Here is a 23,709-nt window from a genome sequence, read left to right on the forward strand (position 1 = left end):
AATAAATCCTATGCGAAAACTTCTATTCGGAAGTTGGCTACTTTCCCTGTTCTTCTGCCTGTCGGTCATGGCGCAGGATGCAACGGTAAGTGGCCGGGTCACTTCATCAGACGACGGCTCCGCCCTACCCGGTGTGAGCGTACAGGTAAAAGGTACAACACGGGGCACTACCACAGATGCAAACGGACGCTACAGCATCACGGCTTCCCCGCGCAGTACGCTGGTATTCAGTTTCATCGGTTTCACCAACCAGGAAGTTCCTGTTGGAAACCGGACGAATGTTACGGTTACGCTCGAAAGTTCAGCTAACGCGCTCAACGAAGTAGTGGTAACGGGTTATGGTGGTACGGTAAACCGACGTGAGTTCACCGGTGCCAGTTCGAAAGTAAGCGGAAACACCATCGCTACACTGCCAGTAGGTAGCTTCGACAAGGCACTAGCGGGTCGGGCTGCGGGTGTACAGGTAACGTCGGCCAGTGGCGTACCAGGCGGTGCCGTTCAGATCCGTATTCGGGGCGTTGGCTCAATTTCGGCCGGTAGCGATCCACTCTATGTCGTTGACGGCATACAGCTCAATAACTCGAACAGTTCGTCGTTCACCAGCAGTAACCCGCTTGCGTTTCTCAACCCGAGCGACATCGAAAACATTGAGATTCTGAAGGATGCTGCAGCCGCTTCGATCTACGGGTCGCAAGCCGCTAACGGGGTCGTGCTGATCACAACCAAGCGAGGAAAAGCGGGTAAGACACAGGTTTCACTGAACTACTACAAAGGCCTGTCAGATCCAATCAAAAAGCTTAACGTATTAAATACGCAGGAATGGATTGGATTGCGTACGCAGGCACTCATCAACGCTGGCACATCGGCTGATGCGGCCCGGTCGACCGTATTGTCGACGCTACGCCAGCCCACTACGCTGAGCGACGCTGAGATCGCGGCTCTGCCTACCTACGACTGGCAGGATGCCGTTTATCGACGTGGCAATACCGACAATTACGAACTGAGCCTGAACGGGGGTAATGAAAAAACCCGTTTTTACGTGTCGGGGTCGTATTTCACGCAGGATGCCAACATTGTCAACGTAAATTTCCGCCGGGGTACGCTGAACACAACGTTGACTCATCAGATCTCTAACAAGCTGACGCTGGAAGAAACCATCAAGCTGTCAACGACGACTTCCAACGGTCAGTTTGGTAGCCCGAGTGGCGGGTCTTTCCTGGGGGCTGCGGCTTTCTCATCTCCACTGATTCTGCCTAGCGTTCCCATTTACAATGCTGATGGTTCGTACTACGGTACACCAGCTCAGGGCGGCATTCCGGGTATCCTGAACCAGAACATCCTACAGGTTAGCGAGTTGAACACTATTAGGGCCAACACCAACCAGTTTAACGGTGGTATCGCCCTGAACTATAAGATCACCGATAATCTGACGCTTCGCCCATTCGTCAGTCTTGATTACCGGGCTATCCGGGGTAAATACTTTTCTGACCCCCGGACGGCTGATGGGTTCAACGTGCGCGGGCGGATTCAGGATCAGTTCAACGAAAATAAAAACTTCCTGACCAACCTGACGCTGAACTACAACCAAACGTTTGCCGAAAAGCATACTGTTAGTGCATTGTTGGGGGCAGAATACCGGTCCGATATCAACGAGAACCTGGGCACGAATACCATCAACGTACCGACGCCTGATTTTCAGTATGCCAGTGCAGGTGCCCTTCCCCAAAGCATTTCGGGGGGCTGGACGGGCTATCGCAAGGCGTCGGTTTTTGCGAACCTAAAGTACAATTTTGCTAGTAAGTATGACCTGAGCCTGATTGCCCGCTACGACGGATCGAGTCGCTTCGGGTCTAATTATCGCTATGGTCTGTTCCCCTCTATTTCGGGAGCTTGGCTCATTTCGGAAGAGCCATTCCTGAAAGGCAAAAGCTTGGTTAGCGATCTGAAACTACGAGCTTCCTATGGTACGACGGGTAATGACCAGCTAGGCTCGCTGTTTGGACTGGCTAACTTTCCTGGTCTGGGTCTCTACAGCGCAGGCTACGACTACAATGGAGCGGCCGGCTTTGCACCAACACAGCTTGCTAACCCCGATTTGAAGTGGGAAACCAATACGACGGTTAACTTAGGCCTTGACTTTGGCTTTCTCCAGAATCGGCTGACAGGTTCGGTTGACGTATTCAACCGAACATCGACCGACCTACTGCTGGCTTTCAACCTGCCCGTCACCAGTGGCTACGGTAGTATCTCGCGCAACGCCGGGTCTGTTCAGAATAAAGGACTTGAGGTTGAACTGAACTCAACCAACGTACAGGCGCAACGTTTCAAGTGGACGTCGTCATTCAACATCACGTTCATCGAAAATAAAGTTACCAAGCTGTACGATGGTATTGCTCCGCTGCAAAACCCCGATAGTGCCATCACGGTTGGGTACACGGACTTCTATGGCGTGGGTCGCACAGCGATTCTGGGTCGGCCACTACAGGCACAGTACCAGATTCAGTACGCTGGTGTCAACCCGGCAACGGGTCGCCCGATGTTCTATGACTATGCCGGTAACATCACCTACACACCAACTTCACCCCGCGACTTAAAGTACCTGGGTACTGAACTGCCGAAATTCTATGGCGGTTTTACGAACAACTTCACCTACGGTGGTCTGTCGCTCGATGTGTTCTTCCAATACGATTACGGCCGGCGTTCGTTCAACAGCCAGACGTCGTTCCTAACTGAACTGGCGGGCCGTAACTTCAACGCCTTGAAAGACGTTTACGACCGGCGCTGGCAAAACCCCGGCGACATTACCGATGTGCCCCGCACTATCAACGGTAATGCCGAAACACGTGGTATCAGCTCGCTCAGCGGATCGCGTACACTGGAAGATGCATCGTATCTGCGCTTAAAGCAGGTCACACTGTCGTATGACGTTCCAGCGGCTTTCTCCAGTCGCGTAAAAGTTAGCAAAGCCCGGGTGTACCTTCAGGCGGCTAACCTGCTCACTTGGACAAACTGGACGAGTTACGACCCTGAATTCCTGAACCTAGGTTCGGGCAACTCGGGACTTGTACCAAACTCGCGTACCTACACGGCTGGTATCAACCTGACATTCTAAGATTTCTCAGATTTCAACATGAATACGTTCATAAAAATATCGGTTGCCAGTGTGTTGATGGGAACGACTGTCCTACTCGCATCGTGTAGCAACCTACTCGACGTTACTCCGCGTTCGAGCGCTTCATCCGAAACCGCCCTGACAACAGCCGAAGGTCTTGATGCGGCCCTGAATGGTATCTACGACCGTCTGCAATCAACGGTCTTGTACGGTCGGGATTTCCTCGCGTTGTCGGAAGCCTTGTCCGACAACGCTCAGGCAACTAACAAATCGGGCCGTCTAAACAACGAATCCCGCAACATTGCGCAGGCTTCGTTTACTAACTGGGGAACCAGCTACCTCGCGATCAACCAGGCGAATCTGATAATCGGTGCTACTGCGAACGCAACCTTCTTGTCGGACACGGCGCAGAAAAACCGGATTATGGGCCGAGCTTATTTTCTACGAGCACTGCTTTACCACGATCTGATGCGGGCATATGCCTACGATCCAGGTGTTGAAATTGCTCAGTACAACCGGGGTGGTGTCCCGCTCGTCACGACGGGTGTAAGCGGTCAGGATCAAATTACATTCCCGGCTCGGGCCAGCATTGCTGACGTCTACAAGCAAATCTATTCGGATCTGCAAACAGCTATCCCGTTGCTATCGGCGACTAATATTCCGGCATACGGAAGCCGCCCGGCGGCACAGGTACTGCTCTCGCGTGTGGCTTTGTATAACAAAGACTATGCTACCGCAGTGCAATACGCAACACAGGCTATTGCACCCAGCAACCCGGCCCTGGCCGTTCCGCTGCTGGCCAACAGTTCATACATCAGCGGCTGGCGTGCACCAAACCATCCTGAGTCATTGCTGGAGATCGTATACACGACGCCTGAAAATATTGGGGTGAACACCTCACTTCAGACTACCTATACGACGCTGGTACGATCAGGTGATCGCAGCACGACAGGTGGCTTTGGCGACTTGGTACCGTCAACGGCTTTCCTGAATGATCTGGAAGCTGAAAAGTCGTCGACTGGCGCGGTGCTAGACATTCGCCGTCAGCTGTACGAATTAGGCACGACAGGCCGGGGACCAGCGTTCATCGAATGCACCAAATTTCTGGGAAAGAACGGAATCATTAACCTGGACAACGTACCCGCTATCCGTATCTCGGAAGCGTACCTGAATCGCGCGGAAGCAAACGCAATGCTGGGTAACAATACAGCTGCCCTTTCTGATTTGAATACCATTCGGACACGGGCGGGCCTGCCAGCTAGTACGCTCACCGATAACACGGCTATTCTGACTGAAATTCTACGTCAACGCCGACTAGAGTACGGCTTTGAAGGACACCGCTGGTTTGATCTGAAACGTCGCGGTCAGGATGTCGTCAAAGTACAAGGAAATGTTCCTTACACAGATTACCGCATCCTAGCAAACATTCCTTCGAGTGAGTTTGCGACAAACAAAAACCTACGGCAGAATTTCGGCTACTAAGCCTTCTCACAGACTATGAAAAAAAGACCTGTTTTTCTGGTACTGCTGGCTCTACTGGCGCTGGCAGCCTGCAACAATAACTTAGACAAGGTATTTGACGGTATCACCCGAATCGAGTTCAACGAGGCAATTCTGCGGACCAACGCTGTCGGTCGTACGTATTCCGTCACCTCACTACCGAATAGCACTACTGGTGGTGCTACTACAACAGCACAACTTAATCTGGTAGGGCAGCAACGATCCACGGAATCGACCGTTCGCGTGTTAGTCGACCCGAATGGCACTACAGCTTCGGCAAGCAGCTACACGCTGTCGAATGGCGGCAACGTTACAATTCCGGCGAATTCAAGCTTTGGTTCATTGACGATGACGGTTGGTCGCGCAACGAGTTCAACAGCAGCTACTGGTACCGTAGTACTTGTTATCGACAGCACAAGCGCCGATTTCACGCCAAGTCAGAACTACAAGCGGCTGGGTTACTCGTTCCGGCAATAGAACGCGATACTTTCGCTGAATTACCAAGTGCCAGGGGCCTGACTATTACAGTCAGGCCCCTGCTATTTCCAGACCACCCAGTGATCTCGTCAACAATGAAACCGAAATCATAAAAAAGATATACGTGTACGTCAACTCGCCGTGAGCAGTCTATTTTCCACCTTGATTGAGACTAGTCAGACGCTTTCAAACCTTAACCGAGGTGTAATGGCTATCTGGTTACTGGCGTCACTGCGCAGCCTGCACTGGCGCAGAACAGAACGGTAGGCCGGAGACGACGGCTCCGCTCGTTGTAAGCGCACGAATAGAGGTACCTCACAAGGGCCAGCTACAGACCCCGGCTATATCTGGCCGATTTCAGCCTCGGAACTGGCGCGGGATAACCTCATGGTGGATAACTAGTCAGCTGGTTGACCTCGTACAGAAAAGCTACCCGCAAGGTAGCTTTTCTGTATTCTGACTAAATCGGCACCGGGCTACTCCCGGCAAAGGTGTACCTTTCTCGCCGTTTTAACCTGACCCGCTCCCATGAAGCCCGGCGATACCCATAGCTACGAGTACCAGTTTTCTCAGGACGAAGTTCGCCGGTTTGCCGAGCTGACCGGCGACGACAATCCGCTCCATCTCGACCCGGATTTTGCGGCACAGACGCCGTTTAAACGCCCGATTATGCACGGTATGTTAAGCGCCAGCGTATTCGCCAAAGTGTTCGGGCGCGACTTCGGCGGATCGGGTGGCGTTCATATGTCACAGCTGCTGGAGTTCGTACGACCCATGTACCCGGACACCCGGTACGAGGCTCGTTTCCGTTGCGAATCCATCGATACCCGGCGGCATACGGCCGAAATCAGTTGCACGGTCGTTGACCCGACAACGGGCAAAACCACCCTCCGAGGTACGGGCATCGTGTTTCACAAAGACATGTTCAGCGAGTAAGCTAACTACTGGCGAAGCCGGACAAATGCGAAGTGACAACCTTCGATGCAGCGCGGGGACAAGCGGAGCGTATCGTTGCGGATGCGCATGGTCATGGGCAAGCCCACGATCGCTTTCTCCCCGTTGAACAACGACAGCTGCTTTCCACGTTGCGTCGAATCGATACGATAGGTACGGGCCGTCGCAAAAAGCTGATCTTCGGTATTCACTAACCGAAGCGTACCATCCGGCAGGAAATCCACCTGCTGCACAGGCGTTTTAGGAATTGGTTCGATGATGTAGCCAGCGCCGGGCGAGTACCCTCGTTCGACATAGTGCCACGAGCCGATCAATCTGTCGCCGGTCGCTACTGGCGTTTGCGCCGTTTGGCAGGATACCCCAATCAGGGTTAGCAGTAACAAACTGTTCCGTTTCATAAGCTTTGCTGTTAATCTGCATTCATCGACCCTGCATCTGGCGTGAAGGTTGTAGCCGGCTTGCCAACCTACTAGAAAGTAGTCGTGTTAGCTGTCGACAGCGTTTACCAGGTAGCGACTGTTGTCCGCAAACACACGAGGTATCAATCATCTGCGTTATATATGGGTTTATACCACAGGGTGGTGTACCCAACTGAGTAGCTATTTTATGAAACGACCCATTCAGGTACTCGTTTACCTGCTTTTGCTACCGTCCAGTTTGCTGGCACAGTCGAAAATCGACGCGACTGACTGGCCTTACCTGGACCCGACGCTCGATTCGGTAGCAGGCATCAGCCTCGACAAAGCGTACAGGCTGCTTCGTGGCCGACAGTCGGTACCCGTAACGGTAGGCGTGCTCGACTCCGGCGTCGACCTTGAGCACCCTGACCTGCGGAACGTACTATGGACCAATCCCAGTGAGCAACCGGGCAATGGCGTCGATGATGACCATAACGGCTACGTCGATGATCTGCACGGCTGGAATTTCATGGGCGCGCCCGACGGCACCACTTACGAGTACGATCAGCCAGAGATTACGCAGACCTACCTGCTGTTGCGCGGCACGTACGACAACGCCAACCGGGCTACGCTTTCGCCAACGCAACAGCGGCAGTACGACACCTATCAGCAGGCAAAAAAACTATTCCTGCCCCGTTACAAAGCTGCCCTGCCGCAACTGCTGGCGTTCAGCGATACGACCCGCTTCTGGCAAACGGCCAATCGACTGCACTCACTCCTCCCCGATTCAGCCACGTCACAGGCTGCGATTCGGTCGGCCGACGTCGGCACCGATTCCGTAGCCGTAGCGATCCGGCAGGCGTTGGCGCGGGCGTACCAGCCGCAGTACGGCCCGTTCACCAACTACCTGCAACTGATTCATCAGCACTTCGATCGTTTCGTACTAATTGCTGGTGATGAAGGGCTTATCGCTTACAATCCGGCTTACAATGCCCGCCGGTCGGTGGGTGACAACCCGGCTGATTTATCCGAGCGATATTACGGCAACCCGGCCATTGTGATCGGCAATTCAGCAGAATTAGGGCTGCACGGCAGTCACGTAGCAGGTATCATCGGCGCTAGTCGTGGCAACGGTATCGGTATCGACGGAGTAGCCGACAATGTTCGGATCATGTCGGTGGCTGTGGTCCCGGCCAATGGCGACGAACGCGACAAAGACATCGCCAACGGTATTCGGTACGCGGTCGACAACGGGGCTAAAGTGCTCAACATGAGTTTTGGTAAGCGTTTGTCCCCGTTCAAAGAACAGGTCGATGCAGCTATTCGGTACGCCCTCGACCACGACGTAATCATTGTCCATGCCGCCGGCAACAATGGTGAAGACCTCGACAAAACAACGAATTTCCCGTCGGCCGTTGATGAACAGGGTCGGCGCGCGCCCAATGTACTGACGGTGGGCAATAGCACGCGTTACCTCAACAACCGCCTGGCCGCAGCCTCGTCAAACTACAGCATGCGGCAAGTCGACCTGTTTGCGCCGGGCACCGACATCAACTCGACCGTACCGCACAATCGCTACGCCGTCTTTTCGGGAACCAGCATGGCCGCTCCGCACGTAGCCGGTGTAGCCGCGCTCCTGAGAGCCTATTTTCCGCAGTTGACGGCCGTACAGGTTTGCGACATTCTGCGCGAGAGTGCTTACCGCCCCGCACTGGTCGTAAACCGCCCCGGCCGTTCGGGTGACCTGACCCCATTCAGCAACCTGAGTCAGACGGGCGGGTTACTCAACGCGGCAGCCGCCGTCCAACTCGCGATCGATCGTACCCGATAGCCCTGAGTGCCCGTACGCTCAGGCAACGACCGTTTGCTCGAATACACGCAGTACCCATTCGCTTATCCGCTAAACTTACACAATCGGTTTATGAATCAGTTCTGGCGACTAACGCTATCATCGTTAACGCTTACCCTATCGTCGCTCGCGTTGGCGCAGGGACAAACAGCCCCGCCCAATCGGCAGCAGGATTTGTACGATCGTTATTATGGCGTCGACCCAAGGCGGCCTGCCGCAAAACCACCGACCAAGGCAGCTAGGGTACCCCGGCAACGGCCCAGGGTTGTGCAGCCGCTGGTTGAGGCAGACAGGCCCATGGTCGCAGTCAGTCAGCCGACTGCCTACAGAACTACGAACGTACAGATCGGTGCACGAGGTGGCGTGTTGACGCCCGTACTGCTCGACAAGAACGCGTCGTTCTCGGCCGGGACCGATTTTGTAGGTGGGGTAATGCTGGTGCTGGGGAGCGGCTGGATTCAGTTTCAACCCGAAGTCAATTACAGCCGGACCGCCTTCCGAAGCCGGTTTCTGGGAACAGGGGTCAGACGGGCGGCAACCGATCAGGTCGTAGTACCGATGCTGGCCCGCTTTTCGTTGGGTCACGCAGCCGGCAACCAGGTCTATGCGCTCGTCGGTCCGTACAGTGCGTACGGAACGAGCACCAGCCTGAATGGTCAGAAAGTGCGGTTCGACCCGGACGAACAGCGGTTAAGCTATGGCGCAGCAGCTGGTGTCGGCGTAGCCATCCGAACGGGACCGGGGCACATCAACCTGGAACTACGTGGTCGATACCAGCTATCAGCTACGAATCAGGCGGCATTCGAAAGCCGCCCGAGTTCAATTTACACGGAAGCAACGCTGAGTTATTTGTATCCACTCGGTCGTCGCTAACTATACGTAATTCTCTCATAGAGTGGGTTTTAAAATGGCGATGGCTGTCTGGCTACCGCCATTTTTGTTTCCCTGCCGCTACTGCACGTATTGCATCGACTTCGTCCACAGCCATTCGGCATTGGCATCGGTAACGTCACGATTTGCCGTCCGTTTCGGCCGACTATCCGCGAAATAGCCGCCGTTGTTCGACGCACCAATCGCCTTCAGCGGGGCCGATGCCAGAAATACCGACGTCTGCGCGCCTTTGTCCGGCGATCGCATCAGCGGAGCCGCCAGTTTGAGCGCCTGTCCGATAAAGCCGGGCGTGTCGCTGCCAAAGCTGGTTCGCACTACCCCCGGATGCACTGAATACGCGGTGATACCTGTACCGGCCAGCTGTTTCGCCAGCGCTTTCGTAAATAGCACATTGGCCAGCTTGTCGTCACCGTACGCGGCCCAGGTCGACATGGTGTCGATATGCCGGAAGAAGCGCGATTTACTACCGAAGGCATGAGCGGCCGATGACAGGTTGATGATGCGAACGTCGCCTGTTTTAGTCGCCGTCTGCTGCATCAGGTCTAGCAGCGCGTGGGTCAGCACAAAGTGCCCGACGTGACTGGCGAAGAAAGATAACTCCGTTCCGTCCGACGCAAACTCGATAGTAGCTGGGGTATAACCCGCGTTGTTTATCAGTACGTCGATCCGGTCGAAGCGCTGCCGGATCTCGGTAGCCGCCTGCCGCACCGACTCCAGGTTTGCCAGATCAGTTGTAATCAGATCGACCTGTACGTCAGGATTAGCGGCTTTCACGGCAGCCAGGGCTGTCTGCCCCTTTCTCTCGTTGCGGCATAATAACACAACGTCGAATGATCGCGTAGCCAGGGCTTTCGCCGTTGCCAGCCCGATGCCTGAGTTCGCCCCTGTAATTATGGCCCGTTTTGTTCCCATGGTAGTATTCGTATGTTTCACAGCAGTGGTCAATCCTGCCTTGTATAGACGCATGAACCAAGAGCAAGGTTTTCAACAACCAAAAATCGCCGGTTTCAGGCCGGCGATTCGTTTGTCAAAATAAGAGCTTCCAACTGTTGAAGAACAGGTCCTGACCGGGCTGACCCGACCAGTGTTTACTTTCTTCCATCGGCTCATCGAGCGTGCTTTCTTTCTGGCGCACAATGGCTGATACGCCTTCTTCGGCCAGTGACCGGCAGATGTTCCGTATGCTCTGATCGCATGGCCCTGCCAGCATACTAATCGTTTTGTTTTCCTGTTTCATGGTCGTTTACTGGTTTAGTTGTTTGCACATGCAAAAAAAAATCGTACTGTGGTGATCGATACCGTTGCCCGTTACTCGTCGCCTGTCAGGGATTTAGCTGCCTGAAAGACCTGCTTGGTTAGCTGACAAACATTTGTCTCGCCGATAGCCGCTGCATATCGCTGCCCAACCCGATTCCAGGCGTCGTTGATGTCCGCCTGCAAAGCCTCACCCGCAGGTGTCGGTAAAATGAGCGTTTTCTTTCCTTCCGACTCGCGCCGGACAAGCTGTTTCTGCTCCAGTTTTTCAACCAGGCGGGTAATCGTCGAGGGCGTCAGGTACAACGTATCACTCAACGCTGATGGTGTAATGCCGGGCTGACTGATGACCTCCGACAGCAGGTAAGCGTGCGAATAAGACAGACCAACCCGGCCAAACTCTTCGTCGCCGATAGCGGTGATCGCCCGCGCCAGTGCATTTGCTGAAAACAGCAGACAGGCACTGAACCGCGTTCCATTCTTTTCGCCACTCCCTGCTTTACACTCACTTACTACGTCCATTGCCGTATTTGTTGTTTGCGTACTACAAAGGTACAGATCATATTTGTATGTGCAAGCAAAAATTATGGAAGAAAGAAAAAAGAGGTGAGATGAAAGATTGGTATCCAACCCTTCCTTCATCTCACCTCTTTTTTCTTTCTTCTACTATCTTTTCTCTAATGTCTTTATTCTTTCGTCTTTTCTCTTTCTTCTCACTTCAACGGCAAATGCACCTCCGCCATCATGCAGCGGGCCGAGCCGCCCCCGTTTCCCTCGATAACGTGCAGGTCGAAATGGACAGGGTTGGCGTATTCGCCGAGCAGGCTGATCTGCTGCGGAGTGAGCGACTCGAAGGCCTGGGTCGACATGACCAGCAATTTGTTGCCTTGCCGGGCTTTCACTTGCAGCACATTACCGGCGAAATGGGTCATCTGCTCCATCGTGATGTCGACCACGCGCTTACCCAATGACTCCAGTTCCTGCCGCACCATCAGCCGCTCGTCGGGGTCAGCGATGGCCGACAGACAGACGATAGCGAACGTATCGCCAATCGACATCAGCACGTTGGTGTGGTAAATGGGCGTGCCATTGGCATCGACCGCGTGGAAGGCGATGGTTCTGTAACCCGTCTGCTTACCGAACTCAGCCAGCACATCCGCATCCGTACGGGGCGACAGACAGGCAAAGGCAACCCGGTTCATCCGATCGAGGACCAGACTGCCCGTACCTTCTAGAAACTTACCCTCCTGCTCGAAATGCGTCAGGTCAACGACACGGGCGACATGGTATTTTTTGGCCAGTTCATCGATGATGTCCTGACGCCGTTCGGCCCGGCGATTTTCGGCCTGCATCGGATACAGGACCACCGTTCCGCTGGCGTGAAACGATACCCAATTGTTCGGAAAAAGTGAATCGGGCGTGTGCGGTTCGTCGGTATCGTCGTAGACCAGCACGTCTACGCCACTCGCTTTCAGTTGCTGCACCATATCATCGAACTCCTGCCGGGCGTCGGCCTGAGCCGCATTGCTGGTCCGGGCCGCCATTTCACTATCCTGAAAAGCATTGGACGCAGCCGTCTGCTGGTTGAACCCGAACCGAACCGGGCGAATCATGAGAATGGTAGACGTTGCCTGTGATTGCATATGGGAATAAACAAGTGGTCAATGAAGCCGGAAACCACACGTATTCAACTGGCTTCCGGCTTAAAAGTACGCAAAAAGAAAACGCCATTGTCAGCGCTCTCCGGCGTAGTCACTAGATAGCGTCCCGGAGTAGCGGCAGGCTCATGCAATGCGACCCACCCCGCGCCCGGCTCAGTTCGGCGGAGGGCAACATGATAAACGTTTTTTCGATCGTATCGGGCGACGATTCACCCCGGTCGAAGCGTTGCAGCAGCTCGGCCGCGCCAACCACGTCAAAGCCCGCTTCCCGGAACGCTTCAGCCGTTTTGTCGTTGCGATCGTAGCCTACCACGACGCCGTCTTTCAGCGCCAGCAGGTTACATGAATCCGTCCACTGTTCGCGCGCACCAAATGGAAATTCATCGTTACCCGAATAAATGAACCGGATCGGTTCCGTCGCGCCCAGATCCTTCTGGCTGATACTGACCAGCAAATCTTCGAGGTTCTCAATCTCGACGGGTTTCTGCTCCTGCCCTTTCGTGAACTGAAGAATTTTCAGTTCTTCCGACAGATCTTTAGCCGCGAAGAAGTGAAGCACGTCGCGTTTGCGGGTTTCGTCGCCGGTACGGCCCAGTGAGCGCAGCAGCACCCACGTATTGCGGCTCACCTGCGTAAACACCGTGTCAATGTGCATGTAATCCCGCTTCTTCGGAATCTTGATGATCGTCACCGTATCGACCAGATTCCGGTCGAACACCAGCTGCATCACCTGCTGAGCCGCGTAAAGCGTTGTCCGCTCGCTCACACCCACCAGCAGATGACGGGGTGCAATCATCATCACGTCGCCCCCTTCCAGCGTCGAGCGGGTCAGGTCACGATTCAGATCAGCGTCGGGCAGCAGAAAGGCGTGTTCGTTATCGGGTATCTCGATGATCTTATCGCGATACGGGGCAAACAGCGGGTGGTTGAAAAAGATGTACTGGGCCAGCAAAGCCTCGCGCGTCCGGGCCGATTTGGCGGGTTTGTTCAGTAGCACGTGGTCGCCGATAACGATACCAATGTCGCGGGTAAAGATGAAATTGGGCAGCGGAGCAAACAGCATCGTACGGTCGGTCAGCGAGCCCGAAATCATCACCTTGGCCAGTTCGACCGGATCTAATTCCAGCAGCGTCTGTTGTGTCTGAAACGACGTGCGCTCGATTCCGCAGATAGCCGCAATCAGTCGGGTCCGGATCGTATCGTCGGTCAGAATATCCGACAGCAGCCATTGAATATCGATCACGTTCGTCGACCGGAAGTAATCGGGGCTGTCGGGTTTAAAGAACGAACGGTTGTTGTCGCCCAGCGAATTGACCCGGCCGCGCACCGTGTCAGGCTCCAGAAAATACAACAATAGTTTAACGTAGTAATCGTACTCGTCCCGGCGCATCATGTCCAGATGCACGATGTCTTCGAAAAGCCAGTCCTGAGCTTTCGAGGGGATGACTTTACCAAGCCCCCGATCGGGGCTGTGAATCAGCAATCGGCGCAGTCGGCCAATTTCTGACGAAACATTGACGGCAAAAGCCGCTGAATCAGCCAAATATAAGGTGTTCAGCGAATTCCTTTCTGTGGTTTGCTGTTGTTCGTACATACGCAATCCGGTCACTACTAGTAAGCCGACCGGGCGGGTAATGTACGCTTTTTTGATCGATCCACACGCTGCGCTGCTTTGTCCCGATGGCAACCAACCACCTCGCTTACCCACTAATTTCAGCCAGCTAGCTGGAGGTGTTCTAAATAGCGGAACGGCCGTCAACTTTTAAGACCCCTATTTTGTTGTCTTAAAAAGGCAGATACCGTTTCGTCTGCTAACTTTGCGGCTTTGTTTGGCCGTCACGCTACAACCTATTATGTTATCCATCAGCAATTTACAGGCCGTCATCGGCGAAAAGCAGATATTAAGAGGGCTCGACCTGGAGGTAAAAGCCGGTGAGGTTCACGCAATTATGGGTCCTAACGGAGCCGGGAAGAGCACACTGGCGTCGGTACTGGCGGGTCGGGAAGACTACGAGGTAACGGGTGGCAGCGTATTGTTCGACGGTAAGGACCTGCTGGATATGGCTCCCGAAGAGCGGGCAGCCGAGGGTATTTTTCTGGCTTTCCAGTATCCGGTTGAGATTCCGGGCGTCAGCACGACGAACTTCCTGAAAACGGCCATGAACGAGATCCGGAAATACCGGGGTGAGCAACCACTCGACGCCGTGCAGTTTCTGAAGCTGATGAAGGAAAAGATGCAGTTGGTCAACATCGACCAGTCGCTGCTGAGCCGCTCGCTGAACGAAGGCTTTTCGGGCGGGGAGAAAAAGCGGAACGAAATCTTCCAGATGGCAATGCTCGAACCGAAGCTGGCCATTCTGGACGAAACCGATTCCGGACTCGATATCGATGCCCTGCGCATCGTGGCCGAAGGTGTCAACAAACTGCGATCGCCGGAGCGCGCTACCATCGTCGTCACGCACTACCAGCGCCTGCTCGACTACATCGTCCCGGATTTTGTCCACGTACTGTACAAGGGGCGGATTGTTAAATCAGGCCCGAAAGAACTCGCTTACGAACTAGAAGAAAAAGGATACGACTGGATCAAGGCGGAAGTGGCCTAAATCCGTTCCGTAGTGACTCGACCCCAACATTCCAACCGCTACGACGGGCCGTTTCAAACTACCAACAAATGACTCCGACTTACGAATCATATACTGATTTCAAAAACCAGCTGCTGACCGCCTTCCGGGAGGGTGAGGAGCGCCTGAACGGCGAAAGCAAAACTGCCCTGCACCAGGTTCGGCGGCAGGCACTGACTGCGTTCGATCAGCTCGGCTTTCCAACCATCCGGCACGAGGAGTGGAAATACTCCAACGTGAACAGCCTGATCAAGCAGCGTTTCACCATCGACGGGACGTCGACACTGACTGCCGACGAACTGTCGTCGCTGGAGATTCCGAATCTGGAAGGTAACGTACTGTACTTCGTCAATGGTCATTATCAGGCTGAGATGTCGCACATCGTTAGCCCGGCCGATCAGGTGCAGATTGGTAGTCTTGCCGATAGTATCAAAGCTGATCCAGATGGCGTTGGGGCTCACTTTGCCCGATACGCCGATTACAAAGACAGCGCGTTTACGGCACTGAACACGGCGCTGGCTACGGATGGTGTCGTCATTCGGGTTCCGGCCAACGCACAGGTCGAGCAACCCATTATTCTGCGGTTCATCAGCGACGCCCGTGTCAACAACGTAGCATCGCAGCCGCGTAACCTGATTCTGGTCGGTAAAAACGCCGAGGTGACCGTAACCGAGTCGTTCCGCACGCTGGGCGACAACAGTAGTTTCGTCAATATCGTAACCGAGATTTCGCTGGACCGCGACGCCCGGATGCAGTACTACAAGGTGCAGGACGAAACCAATCAGGCGTATCACATCGGTACGACGCAGGTTCATCAGACGGATAATAGCCACTTCTACGCGGCTACCGTCACGCTGAACGGCAACTTCGTTCGCAACAACCTGAACATCGTGCTGAATGGTCAATACGCCGAAGCGTTTATGTACGGGTTGTACATGCCAAACGGCCGTCAGCACGTCGACAACCACACGCTTGTCGATCACGCCATGCCGAATTCGTACAGCAACGAATTGTACAAAGGTATTCTGGACGACAGCGGTACCGGCGTATTCAACGGCAAGATTTTCGTTCGGCCCGACGCGCAGAAAACCAATGCGTATCAATCCTGCAAAAACGTTGTACTGTCGCCCAACGCGACGATGAACACCAAGCCGCAGCTTGAAATCTACGCTGACGACGTGAAGTGTTCGCACGGTACAACGACGGGACAGCTGAACGACGAAGCCCTGTTCTACATGCGGTCGCGGGGTATTCCAAAAGACGAAGCCCGGACGCTTCTGCTGTATGCCTTCGCGCAGGATGTACTGAGTCAGATCAAGATTCAGCCAATCCGCGACTATCTGGAAGGTGTCATAACGGCCAAGCTGACGAAGTAACAGTAACTATTCTTTGGCATTCCGACGTCAGGAGGAATCTTCAGTAGCTAGTAGCACTTTACTGCTTTTGCCGAAGGTTCCTCCTAACGTCGGAACGACAAAATCGGGGATTGACGAGACTTCGTTAATCCCCGATTTTTTTGCACCTTTCCCGCGCTCAGCCTGTTGTTTATACAGTAACACCAGACAGTCTCATGCAAACGGCTATTGCCCCGTCTCTCGATATTCAGCAAATCCGGCAGGATTTTCCCATACTCGATCAGCAGATCAACAATCGGCCGCTGGTCTATTTTGATAATGCCGCTACGACGCAGAAACCCCGCGCCGTGATCGATGCGCTTACGAATTATTACGAGGGGTACAATGCCAATATTCACCGGGGTATTCATCACCTGGCGGAGCAGGCAACGGCCGCTTTCGAAGCGTCACGCCGGGCCATGCAGTCGTTTCTGAACGCTGCACACTGGCAGGAGATTATCTTTACCTACGGCACCACCGATGGTATCAACCTGGTGGCGCAGGCTTATGGCCGTCGCTTCCTCAACGCGGGCGACGAGATCATTATCTCGGGCATGGAGCACCACTCCAACATCGTACCCTGGCAAATGCTCTGCGAAGAGCGCGGCTGCGTCCTGAAAGTGATCCCGGTCGATGAGCAGGGCGACCTGATTCTTGACGAGTACGACGCACTGCTGTCGGAGCAAACAAAGCTGGTCTCCGTCGTTCACGCGTCGAACTCACTGGGTACGGTCAATCCGGTTAAAACGATCATCGAGAAAGCCCACGCTGCGGGTGCCGTTGTGCTGATTGATGGTGCCCAGTCGTCGTCGCACTTACCCGTCGATGTGCAGGCCCTCGACGCTGATTTCTTTGTCTGCTCGGCGCACAAATTCTACGGCCCAACGGGTATGGGTGTGCTATACGGCAAAACAGCGTTGCTTGAAGCCATGTCGCCCTACCGGGGTGGTGGCGAGATGATCCGTGAGGTGACGTTCGAAAAAACGACTTACAACGATATTCCGTACAAGTTTGAAGCAGGTACGCCCAACATAGCCGACGTCGTAGCTGTGAAAGCGGCTGTCGACTACATCGGTCAGCTGAGTAAGGAAGCCATTGCTGCGCACGAACTGGAGTTGCTCCACTACGCAACGGAGCAACTGAGCGAGATCGATGGGCTGCGGATTATTGGTCAGGCGAAGGAAAAGATTGGCGTCGTATCGTTTGTCATGGATGGCATTCACCACCAGGATATGGGTGTTATCCTCGATCAGCAGGGTATCGCCGTACGGACGGGTCACCACTGCACCATGCCGTTGATGCATCGCTTTGGCATTGCCGGAACTACACGGGCGTCCTTTGCCGTTTACAACACCAAAGACGAGATTGACCGGCTCGTTCAGGGTATCCGCCGGGTTCAGAAAATGATGCTGTAAGGATTTAAACGGCTTGAGTTATGCATACAGGTGAAATCTTACTGGACAAAAATCAGGTATTAGCTGCGCTCGGTGAGTTGCCAGACAGAGTTTCTTCTGAAGAGTTGATAGAGCGTATTCTTTTTATCAAAATGATAGAGAGCCGACTGCTCGAAACTGCTGAGGTCTCAAACGAACAGGTCATGCAAATGCTGCGTGACACTAGACAGAAAAAAGTGGCCGAAGTAAATCGTAATGCATGATTAGCTGGAAAGAATCAGCGCAAGAAGAGGTTCGCGTTATTTATGAATATTTATTTGACCAGTCCGCTGCTGTGGCTGATGATTGGTCAGATCAACTGGCACGTAAGCTCACGCTAGTGGAGCAGTTTCCTGAAATGGGGCGCATCGTACCGGACTATTATATTTCGTTTATTCGTGAAATTTTTGCGGGTAGCTAGCGGGTTGTTTACAGTACACAGGATAACAAGGTAACGATCCTTGCCGTGCGCCCGATGGGCAGACCGCTTGGCAAGCTATAGTAATGACAATCAACGAGAAACAGGACGAGATAATCGACGAATTTGATCTGTTTGACGATCAGCTCGACAAGACGCAATACATTATCGACATTGGCAAGAAACTACCGCCAATGCCGGAGTCAGCCAAAACCGACGAGAACCGAATTATGGGTTGTCAGTCGAAAGTATGGCTTGACGCTGAATTACAGGGCGATACCATTCGTTTTTACGGCGACAGTGAGCCGACAGCCCAGGTTTCGAAAGGGCTTATCAGTCTGCTGATTCGGGTTTTATCCGACCAAAAGCCGGAGGATATTGCTAATGCAGATCTTTATTTCATTCCCCGCGTCGGCATGGGTAATCTGATCACATCGCTGCGGGCGGGTGGTCTGGCGTCCATGATCGAGCGCATGAAAGCCTACGGCCGGGCGTATTCGGCCAATTCTGTGCAGTGATGACTGACGAAGAACTGAAGGAACAGGTCGTACTGGCGCTGAAAAGCGTCTACGATCCCGAAATCCCGGTCGATGTATACGAACTGGGTTTGATTTACGACATCAAGGTATTCCCCGTTAACAACGTGTATATCCTGATGACGCTGACATCGCCCTCCTGCCCGTCGGCCGGTACGATTCCCAGCGAGATTGAAGAGAAAGTTCGTGAGATTCAGGGTGTCAACGATGTGAGCGTAGAGCTTACCTTCGACCCGCCCTATTCTACCGAACTCATGTCCGAAGTCGCGAAGCTGGAATTGGGATTTATGTAACCCAGACCTCCTGGTCTGGTAGCCGTTAGGCTAATTTATACCAACGCTTTAGCCGCCGGCGCGGCTACCAGACCAGGAGGTCTGGGCTACACATTACAACTAATTAATCATTATGTATCCTCCTCATTTGCTTGTCCCGATGCGGGAAGACCTGACGAGCGTCGGGTTTCAGGAACTGACTACGCCAGCCGAAGTGGATTCGGCCATGACCGATCAGAAAGGTACGGCGCTTGTCATCGTAAACTCGGTTTGCGGGTGCGCAGCGGGTGCGGCTCGTCCGGGCGTGAAAGCAGCCGTAGCGGCTTCACCGGTTAAGCCCGATCAGTTGCTGACGGTATTTGCCGGTGGCGATCCGGAAGCAACAGCCCGTATGCGGGAATACCTGCTGCCTTATCCACCATCATCGCCCTCGATTGCCTTGTTCAAAGACGGTGAGCTGGTTCATTTCGTTGAACGGCATCACATCGAAGGTCGGTCGGCACAGATGATCGCTCAACACCTGGTTATGGTGCTCGACGAGTTCTGCACGCCCGCAACGGCTTAATTTTGTCTCAGACAGCGTCCCTGCTGTCGTGATGCTGTGTATAATTGAGTCAGTCCGCTAAGCCATGCTGTTTAGCGGACTGACTTTTTTTATCCTTCCGATACAAGCGACAGGACGCAGAACACATCCACGATCCATAGGCCAGGCGGTACTTCGCTGGATTTACCTACGGCCAGCTTGATGACCGTCCACGATAGGAAGCCCCAGATTAATCCCTGTGTAATCGAGTAACTAAACGGCACCAGTACAAGCGCCAGAAAGGCGGGGATGGCATCATCGAGTTTTTCCCAGTTGATGCGCACCACGGGTGTCATCATAAATGCGCCGACCAACACCACCGCCGGAGCCGTAGCAATCGCCGGAACGGCAGACAGCAGGGGCGACAGGAACAGAAACGGTAAAAAGCAGCAACCCGCCACTATTGCCGTCAGGCCGGTACGCCCACCCTGCGCAATCCCCACCGCCGACTCGACATAGGCCGTTCCTGAACTGGTACCCAACACACCGGCCAACGTCGTCGCTACCGCGTCCGTTAGCATCGACTGACGAAGATTGCGCGGTTCACCATCTTCCGCCATCAGGCCACCGGCTTCGGCTACCCCTACGAACGTCGACAGGCTGTCGAACAGATCGGTAAAGGCAAACGCGAAGATGACCGGTGCTACCGACCAACGCAGCGAACCCCACAAATCCAGCTTACCGATCAACGAGAAATCGGGGGCGGCAATTACTGACGACAGATTGACAAGTGTTTTCTGCCCGTAATTGATAGCTGATGCATCGCCCCAGTACCGCCCAATGGGCCAGGCCAATAGCGTCGTCAGTGCGATACCGATAATGATAGCCCCGGTGACGTTTCGCACCACCAGCACGCTGGTCAGGAGTAACCCAATCACAAACGTCAGTACAATGGGATCACTAATGCGTGCGGCCCCAACGAGCGTTGCGGGATTACCAATCACGAAATGAGCACTCTCAAAGCCGGTCAGCGTAATAAACAGGCCAATACCCGCCGATACCGCATAGCGAAGCGGCTGAGGAATGACGCGTACCAGCGCCGATCGAATGTTAAAAATGGAGAGCGCCAGAAAGATGATTCCTGCCCAGAACACGGCCCCCAAAGCGACCTCTGGCGCAAGCCCTATACCCTTGACCGCTGTGAACGTAAAAAACGCATTCAACCCCATGCCGGGCGCAACGACGATCGGATTACGGGCGTACAACCCCATCATAATACTACAAAAAAACGCGAGCAGTACCGTAGCCGTCAACACGCCACTGAACGGTAGCCCCGCCTGACTTAGAATCGTCGGGTTGACGACAATGATGTACATCGTCGCCAGAAAGGTAGAGATACCGGCAAGCACTTCCGTCCGGCGGGTCGTTGTTGTCATAGTCGTAACCGTTGTATTCGTCACAAACTACGCAGTATTCGGTTGATTCCGATATGGGTGTAGCCTGGACCTCCAGGTCCGGGTGGGTGCAGAGCGACCTAAATGGCTACCGCCTGACGTAGTTACCTTGGCGGTTATTCTGAAAATTAAACGTACGGAATCGTTGTCATCCGCCTTACGTGATTGGCCTGACGGCCTCCAGACCGGGACCGGGTCGCCGGAGCGGGTCCAGGCTACAGCTACCGTCGTTGATTCAGGCGAAGTTTGCGCCGACGGTTTGCTACGCCGGGGGGCTCGTCGGTGACGGCAGCCGGGGCGGGGTTGGATGCCTTATCGGGAAGGGCTGGGTCGCTCGAAGGGCCGCGCTGCTCGGCGGTCACTTCAGCCGGTCTGGGGGGGCGCTCCCAGTCGGCCGACAGATCGCGGCTCAACTGTGCCGTTCCCCGGCGCGTTACCAGCCGAACCTGCGCGGCCAGCGGCTGTATACTGAGGGACAGGCCCAAAACGAGCGCGACGTATGTATTTGACATGGGCAAAAGATGGCGTAATTTTGCGGTTCGTTTTTCCCAGATATGCAACTTGAACCGTCTCCGGGTCAGTCGGCCCGCTACCACATTCAGGGCGTCGATGTACTTAGTCTGGCCGATCAGTTTGATCTGCCGCTGTACGTATACGATGCTAACAAAATTATCGAAAAAATCGGTGAACTCCGGTCGGCGTTCAGTGGCGTAAATCTGCGTATCAAGTATGCCGCCAAGGCCCTAACCAACGTATCGATTTTGAAACTGATGCGGCAGCAGGGCGTTGAGATGGATTCGGTCTCGATCAACGAAGCCCGCATGGGTATACTGGCGGGGTACACGCCGGAGCAGATCATGTTTACCCCCAGTGGCGTATCGTTTTCGGAAGTTCAGGAAGCCATCGAACTGGGCGTTCAGCTTAACGTCGACAGCCTGTCGCTGCTCGAATGGGTGGGTCAAACCTACGGCAGCAGCGTCCCCGTCAGCATTCGGATCAACCCACACATCAGCGAAGGGGGCAACCTGAAAATCTCGACTGGTCATGCCGATTCCAAGTTTGGCATCTCGGTTGAACAGCGGGTCGATATTCGTCGGCTTGTCGAGCAGTACCACATCACCGTCGTTGGCCTGCACGTACACACGGGCTCGGATTTTAAAAACGCCAGTGCGTTTCTCGACGGAGCCGCCGTGCTGTTCAACATGGCTACTGACTTTACGGACCTCCGTTTCATCGACTTCGGCAGCGGTTTCAAAGTTGCCTACAAGGCGGGCGACCATGTGACGGATATTGCTGATCTGGGGCAGAAAGTAAGCGCGGCTTTTCAGTCGTTTTGCGAACGATACGGTCGTGACCTCGAACTGTGGTTCGAGCCGGGTAAATTCCTGGTCAGCGAATGCGGGCACATGCTGGTTCGGACAAACATCGTCAAGGAAAATCCGACACGGACATTTGCTGCCGTCGATTCGGGCCTGAACCACCTGATTCGGCCAATGATGTACGACTCGTGGCACGACATTCGGAACGTATCGAACCCGGAAGGTCCGGAAAAGCTGTATACCGTGGTCGGCTACATTTGCGAAACGGATACGTTTGCCACCGACCGGCCATTACCCGAAGTACGGCCTGGTGACGTATTGTCGTTTGAAAATGCCGGTGCGTACGGATTCAGTATGGCCTCAACCTACAACGCTCGCTTCCGACCGGCTGAAGTGCTGATCTACGATGGTGCGCCGTACCTGATCCGTCAACGCGACACCTTCGACGATCTGCTTCGCGGTCAGGTCGACGTACCCGTATTGAACACAGAAGAAGTTACACACTTATAACGTTTACAGTATTCGGTCTACAGAGCACGGCGGGCCGCGCATTGCTACCATTTATTGTCAGCGTAGCCTTGCTACCGAAGCCTGTAAACCGTATACCCAAAACCAATAAACCAAGCAATGGGACGCGCGTTTGAATACCGGAAAGCCCGGAAAATGAAACGGTGGGGCCAAATGGCTAAGACCTTTACCCGCATCGGAAAAGATATCGTGATGGCCGTGAAAAGCGGGGGCCCTGACCCCGACTCTAACGGACGGCTGCGGGCCATCATTCAGAATGCCAAGGCGGCAAACATGCCGAAAGAGAACGTTGACCGGGCTATCAAGAAAGCGTCTTCTAAAGAGCAGGAAGACTATAAGGAAATCGTTTACGAAGCTTACGCACCACATGGCATTGCGCTGGTCATCGAAACGGCGACCGACAACCATAACCGTACCGTTGCCAACGTTCGCAGCTACCTCAACAAACTGGGTGGTAGCCTGGGTACGCAAGGAATGCTCGATTTCATGTTCGACCGAAAATCCGTATTTCGTATCCCGGCCGACGGTATCGATCAGGAAGAGCTGGAACTGGAATTGATCGACGTGGGTGGTGATGAAATTGAGTTCGATGAGGAAGCGAATCAGTTTGTCATCTACGGCGAGTTTACGGCTTTCGGCTCCATTCAAAAGTTTCTGGAAGAGAAAGGCTATGAGATCAAACAGGCTGAATTCGAGCGCATTCCGAATGATTACAAGGAATTGACGGACGAAGAGGTTGCCGATGTGGAGAAGCTAATCGAACGCATCGAAGAAGACGACGACGTGCAGATGGTTTACCATAACATGAAGTAGGCAGGCTGGCCCTCTGTGCAGTATAACCATACAGACACAGAAGATTTCCCTCCCTGGGCGCTGTCTTCCGGACAAACTCATTCAAAAACAAAGGCCACTGCTGAGCAGTGGCCTTTGTTTTTGAATGATGTGATTAGCGCATACTGACTCCTTCGCGCAATATCTGTACGTAGCCTTTGAAGACCTGCGCGGGCGCACCCCGGTCCAGCACCGCGTAGCGCACCGTCGCCTGGTAGTAGTACAAGCCGCTGGGCAACTCCGTGCCGTCGCTCGACCGACCGTCCCAGTTCAGACTCCCCGTC

General features: G+C 54.1%; 24 protein-coding genes. 16 read left to right on the forward strand and 8 right to left on the reverse strand.

Features of this window, described 5'->3' with window-relative positions; all coding sequences use genetic code 11:
• Nucleotides 1-10 precede the first annotated feature (10 nt).
• From CLV58_RS24510 to CLV58_RS24525, 4 genes are all read left to right on the forward strand, one after another.
• Nucleotides 11-3,112, forward strand: a complete 3,102-nt coding sequence (locus CLV58_RS24510; protein WP_106140478.1) for a SusC/RagA family TonB-linked outer membrane protein — start codon at nucleotides 11-13, stop codon at nucleotides 3,110-3,112.
• An 18-nt stretch (nucleotides 3,113-3,130) separates the two neighbouring features.
• Nucleotides 3,131-4,594 (forward strand): RagB/SusD family nutrient uptake outer membrane protein, encoded by a 1,464-nt coding sequence (locus CLV58_RS24515; RefSeq protein WP_106140479.1) that lies wholly within the window; start codon nucleotides 3,131-3,133, stop codon nucleotides 4,592-4,594.
• Between the two features lie 15 nt (nucleotides 4,595-4,609).
• Nucleotides 4,610-5,089: a hypothetical protein gene (locus CLV58_RS24520; RefSeq protein ID WP_106140480.1), complete on the forward strand. Its 480-nt coding sequence runs from the start codon at nucleotides 4,610-4,612 to the stop codon at nucleotides 5,087-5,089.
• A gap of 528 nt (nucleotides 5,090-5,617) precedes the next feature.
• Entirely contained in the window at nucleotides 5,618-6,025 is a 408-nt protein-coding gene (locus tag CLV58_RS24525) for a MaoC family dehydratase (RefSeq protein ID WP_106140481.1), read from the forward strand.
• Between the two features lie 5 nt (nucleotides 6,026-6,030).
• On the opposite strand, the gene CLV58_RS24530 is transcribed toward CLV58_RS24525, so the two are convergent.
• Nucleotides 6,031-6,441 (reverse strand): hypothetical protein, encoded by a 411-nt coding sequence (locus CLV58_RS24530; RefSeq protein ID WP_106140482.1) that lies wholly within the window; start codon nucleotides 6,439-6,441, stop codon nucleotides 6,031-6,033.
• A 208-nt stretch (nucleotides 6,442-6,649) separates the two neighbouring features.
• Here CLV58_RS24530 and CLV58_RS24535 point away from each other — a divergent pair, with 208 nt between their 5' ends.
• Together CLV58_RS24535 and CLV58_RS24540 are read left to right on the forward strand one after the other, a co-directional pair.
• Complete coding sequence (locus tag CLV58_RS24535) at nucleotides 6,650-8,272, forward strand: S8 family serine peptidase (protein WP_106140483.1); 1,623 nt, start codon at nucleotides 6,650-6,652, stop codon at nucleotides 8,270-8,272.
• 6 nt (nucleotides 8,273-8,278) lie between these two features.
• Nucleotides 8,279-9,163, forward strand: coding sequence for a porin family protein (locus CLV58_RS24540; protein WP_146141536.1), 885 nt, complete (start codon nucleotides 8,279-8,281; stop codon nucleotides 9,161-9,163).
• 78 nt (nucleotides 9,164-9,241) lie between these two features.
• Here the strand turns inward: CLV58_RS24540 and CLV58_RS24545 are convergent, their stop codons facing one another.
• From CLV58_RS24545 to CLV58_RS24565, 5 genes are all read right to left on the reverse strand, one after another.
• Nucleotides 9,242-10,093, reverse strand: coding sequence for an SDR family NAD(P)-dependent oxidoreductase (locus CLV58_RS24545; protein WP_106140485.1), 852 nt, complete (start codon nucleotides 10,091-10,093; stop codon nucleotides 9,242-9,244).
• Between the two features lie 115 nt (nucleotides 10,094-10,208).
• The gene (locus tag CLV58_RS24550; protein ID WP_106140486.1) at nucleotides 10,209-10,418 is read right to left on the reverse strand and encodes a hypothetical protein; all 210 of its coding nucleotides are present in this window, start codon (nucleotides 10,416-10,418) and stop codon (nucleotides 10,209-10,211) included.
• 71 nt (nucleotides 10,419-10,489) lie between these two features.
• Entirely contained in the window at nucleotides 10,490-10,957 is a 468-nt protein-coding gene (locus CLV58_RS24555) for a MarR family winged helix-turn-helix transcriptional regulator (protein WP_106140487.1), read from the reverse strand.
• A 191-nt stretch (nucleotides 10,958-11,148) separates the two neighbouring features.
• Nucleotides 11,149-12,078, reverse strand: a complete 930-nt coding sequence (gene ctlX / locus CLV58_RS24560; protein ID WP_106140488.1) for a citrulline utilization hydrolase CtlX — start codon at nucleotides 12,076-12,078, stop codon at nucleotides 11,149-11,151.
• 112 nt (nucleotides 12,079-12,190) lie between these two features.
• Nucleotides 12,191-13,690 carry an arginine deiminase family protein gene (locus CLV58_RS24565; RefSeq protein WP_106140489.1) on the reverse strand — a complete coding sequence of 500 codons (1,500 nt, stop codon included), beginning with the start codon at nucleotides 13,688-13,690 and terminating at the stop codon, nucleotides 12,191-12,193.
• A 259-nt stretch (nucleotides 13,691-13,949) separates the two neighbouring features.
• On the opposite strand from CLV58_RS24565, the gene sufC reads away from it, so the two are divergent.
• The 8 genes from sufC to CLV58_RS24605 all read left to right on the forward strand — a co-directional run bounded on the left by sufC (nucleotide 13,950) and on the right by CLV58_RS24605 (nucleotide 19,335).
• The gene (sufC, locus tag CLV58_RS24570) at nucleotides 13,950-14,699 is read left to right on the forward strand and encodes a Fe-S cluster assembly ATPase SufC (protein WP_106140490.1); all 750 of its coding nucleotides are present in this window, start codon (nucleotides 13,950-13,952) and stop codon (nucleotides 14,697-14,699) included.
• Nucleotides 14,700-14,767: 68 nt separating this feature from the next.
• On the forward strand, nucleotides 14,768-16,093 hold the full coding sequence (gene sufD / locus CLV58_RS24575) for a Fe-S cluster assembly protein SufD (protein ID WP_106140491.1): 1,326 nt from the start codon (nucleotides 14,768-14,770) through the stop codon (nucleotides 16,091-16,093).
• Nucleotides 16,094-16,287: 194 nt separating this feature from the next.
• Nucleotides 16,288-17,526 (forward strand): cysteine desulfurase, encoded by a 1,239-nt coding sequence (locus CLV58_RS24580; RefSeq protein ID WP_106140492.1) that lies wholly within the window; start codon nucleotides 16,288-16,290, stop codon nucleotides 17,524-17,526.
• A 20-nt stretch (nucleotides 17,527-17,546) separates the two neighbouring features.
• Nucleotides 17,547-17,768: a hypothetical protein gene (locus CLV58_RS24585; protein ID WP_106140493.1), complete on the forward strand. Its 222-nt coding sequence runs from the start codon at nucleotides 17,547-17,549 to the stop codon at nucleotides 17,766-17,768.
• Nucleotides 17,765-17,965 (forward strand): type II toxin-antitoxin system RelE/ParE family toxin, encoded by a 201-nt coding sequence (locus CLV58_RS24590; RefSeq protein WP_245882455.1) that lies wholly within the window; start codon nucleotides 17,765-17,767, stop codon nucleotides 17,963-17,965. Before CLV58_RS24585 ends, CLV58_RS24590 begins: the two co-directional genes overlap by 4 nt.
• 83 nt (nucleotides 17,966-18,048) lie before the next feature.
• Nucleotides 18,049-18,480 carry a SufE family protein gene (locus CLV58_RS24595; RefSeq protein WP_106140494.1) on the forward strand — a complete coding sequence of 144 codons (432 nt, stop codon included), beginning with the start codon at nucleotides 18,049-18,051 and terminating at the stop codon, nucleotides 18,478-18,480.
• Nucleotides 18,480-18,791 carry a DUF59 domain-containing protein gene (locus tag CLV58_RS24600; RefSeq protein ID WP_106140495.1) on the forward strand — a complete coding sequence of 104 codons (312 nt, stop codon included), beginning with the start codon at nucleotides 18,480-18,482 and terminating at the stop codon, nucleotides 18,789-18,791. Before CLV58_RS24595 ends, CLV58_RS24600 begins: the two co-directional genes overlap by 1 nt.
• Before the next feature lie 112 nt (nucleotides 18,792-18,903).
• Complete coding sequence (locus CLV58_RS24605; RefSeq protein WP_106140496.1) at nucleotides 18,904-19,335, forward strand: BrxA/BrxB family bacilliredoxin; 432 nt, start codon at nucleotides 18,904-18,906, stop codon at nucleotides 19,333-19,335.
• A gap of 89 nt (nucleotides 19,336-19,424) precedes the next feature.
• Here CLV58_RS24605 and CLV58_RS24610 read toward each other — a convergent pair whose 3' ends face one another.
• The gene (locus CLV58_RS24610) at nucleotides 19,425-20,729 is read right to left on the reverse strand and encodes an NCS2 family permease (RefSeq protein ID WP_106140497.1); all 1,305 of its coding nucleotides are present in this window, start codon (nucleotides 20,727-20,729) and stop codon (nucleotides 19,425-19,427) included.
• A 239-nt stretch (nucleotides 20,730-20,968) separates the two neighbouring features.
• Nucleotides 20,969-21,259, reverse strand: coding sequence for a hypothetical protein (locus tag CLV58_RS24615; protein WP_106140498.1), 291 nt, complete (start codon nucleotides 21,257-21,259; stop codon nucleotides 20,969-20,971).
• A 42-nt stretch (nucleotides 21,260-21,301) separates the two neighbouring features.
• Between CLV58_RS24615 and lysA the strand changes: the two genes are divergently transcribed.
• Together lysA and CLV58_RS24625 are read left to right on the forward strand one after the other, a co-directional pair.
• Nucleotides 21,302-22,576, forward strand: coding sequence for a diaminopimelate decarboxylase (lysA, locus tag CLV58_RS24620; protein WP_106140499.1), 1,275 nt, complete (start codon nucleotides 21,302-21,304; stop codon nucleotides 22,574-22,576).
• Nucleotides 22,577-22,693: 117 nt separating this feature from the next.
• A complete protein-coding gene (locus tag CLV58_RS24625) occupies nucleotides 22,694-23,407 on the forward strand; it encodes a YebC/PmpR family DNA-binding transcriptional regulator (protein ID WP_106140500.1) in 714 nt (237 codons plus the stop codon).
• The last annotated feature ends 302 nt before the right edge of the window (nucleotides 23,408-23,709 follow it).

The sequence above is a fragment of the Spirosoma oryzae genome (assembly GCF_003002825.1).
GTDB classification, from domain to species: domain Bacteria; phylum Bacteroidota; class Bacteroidia; order Cytophagales; family Spirosomataceae; genus Spirosoma; species Spirosoma oryzae.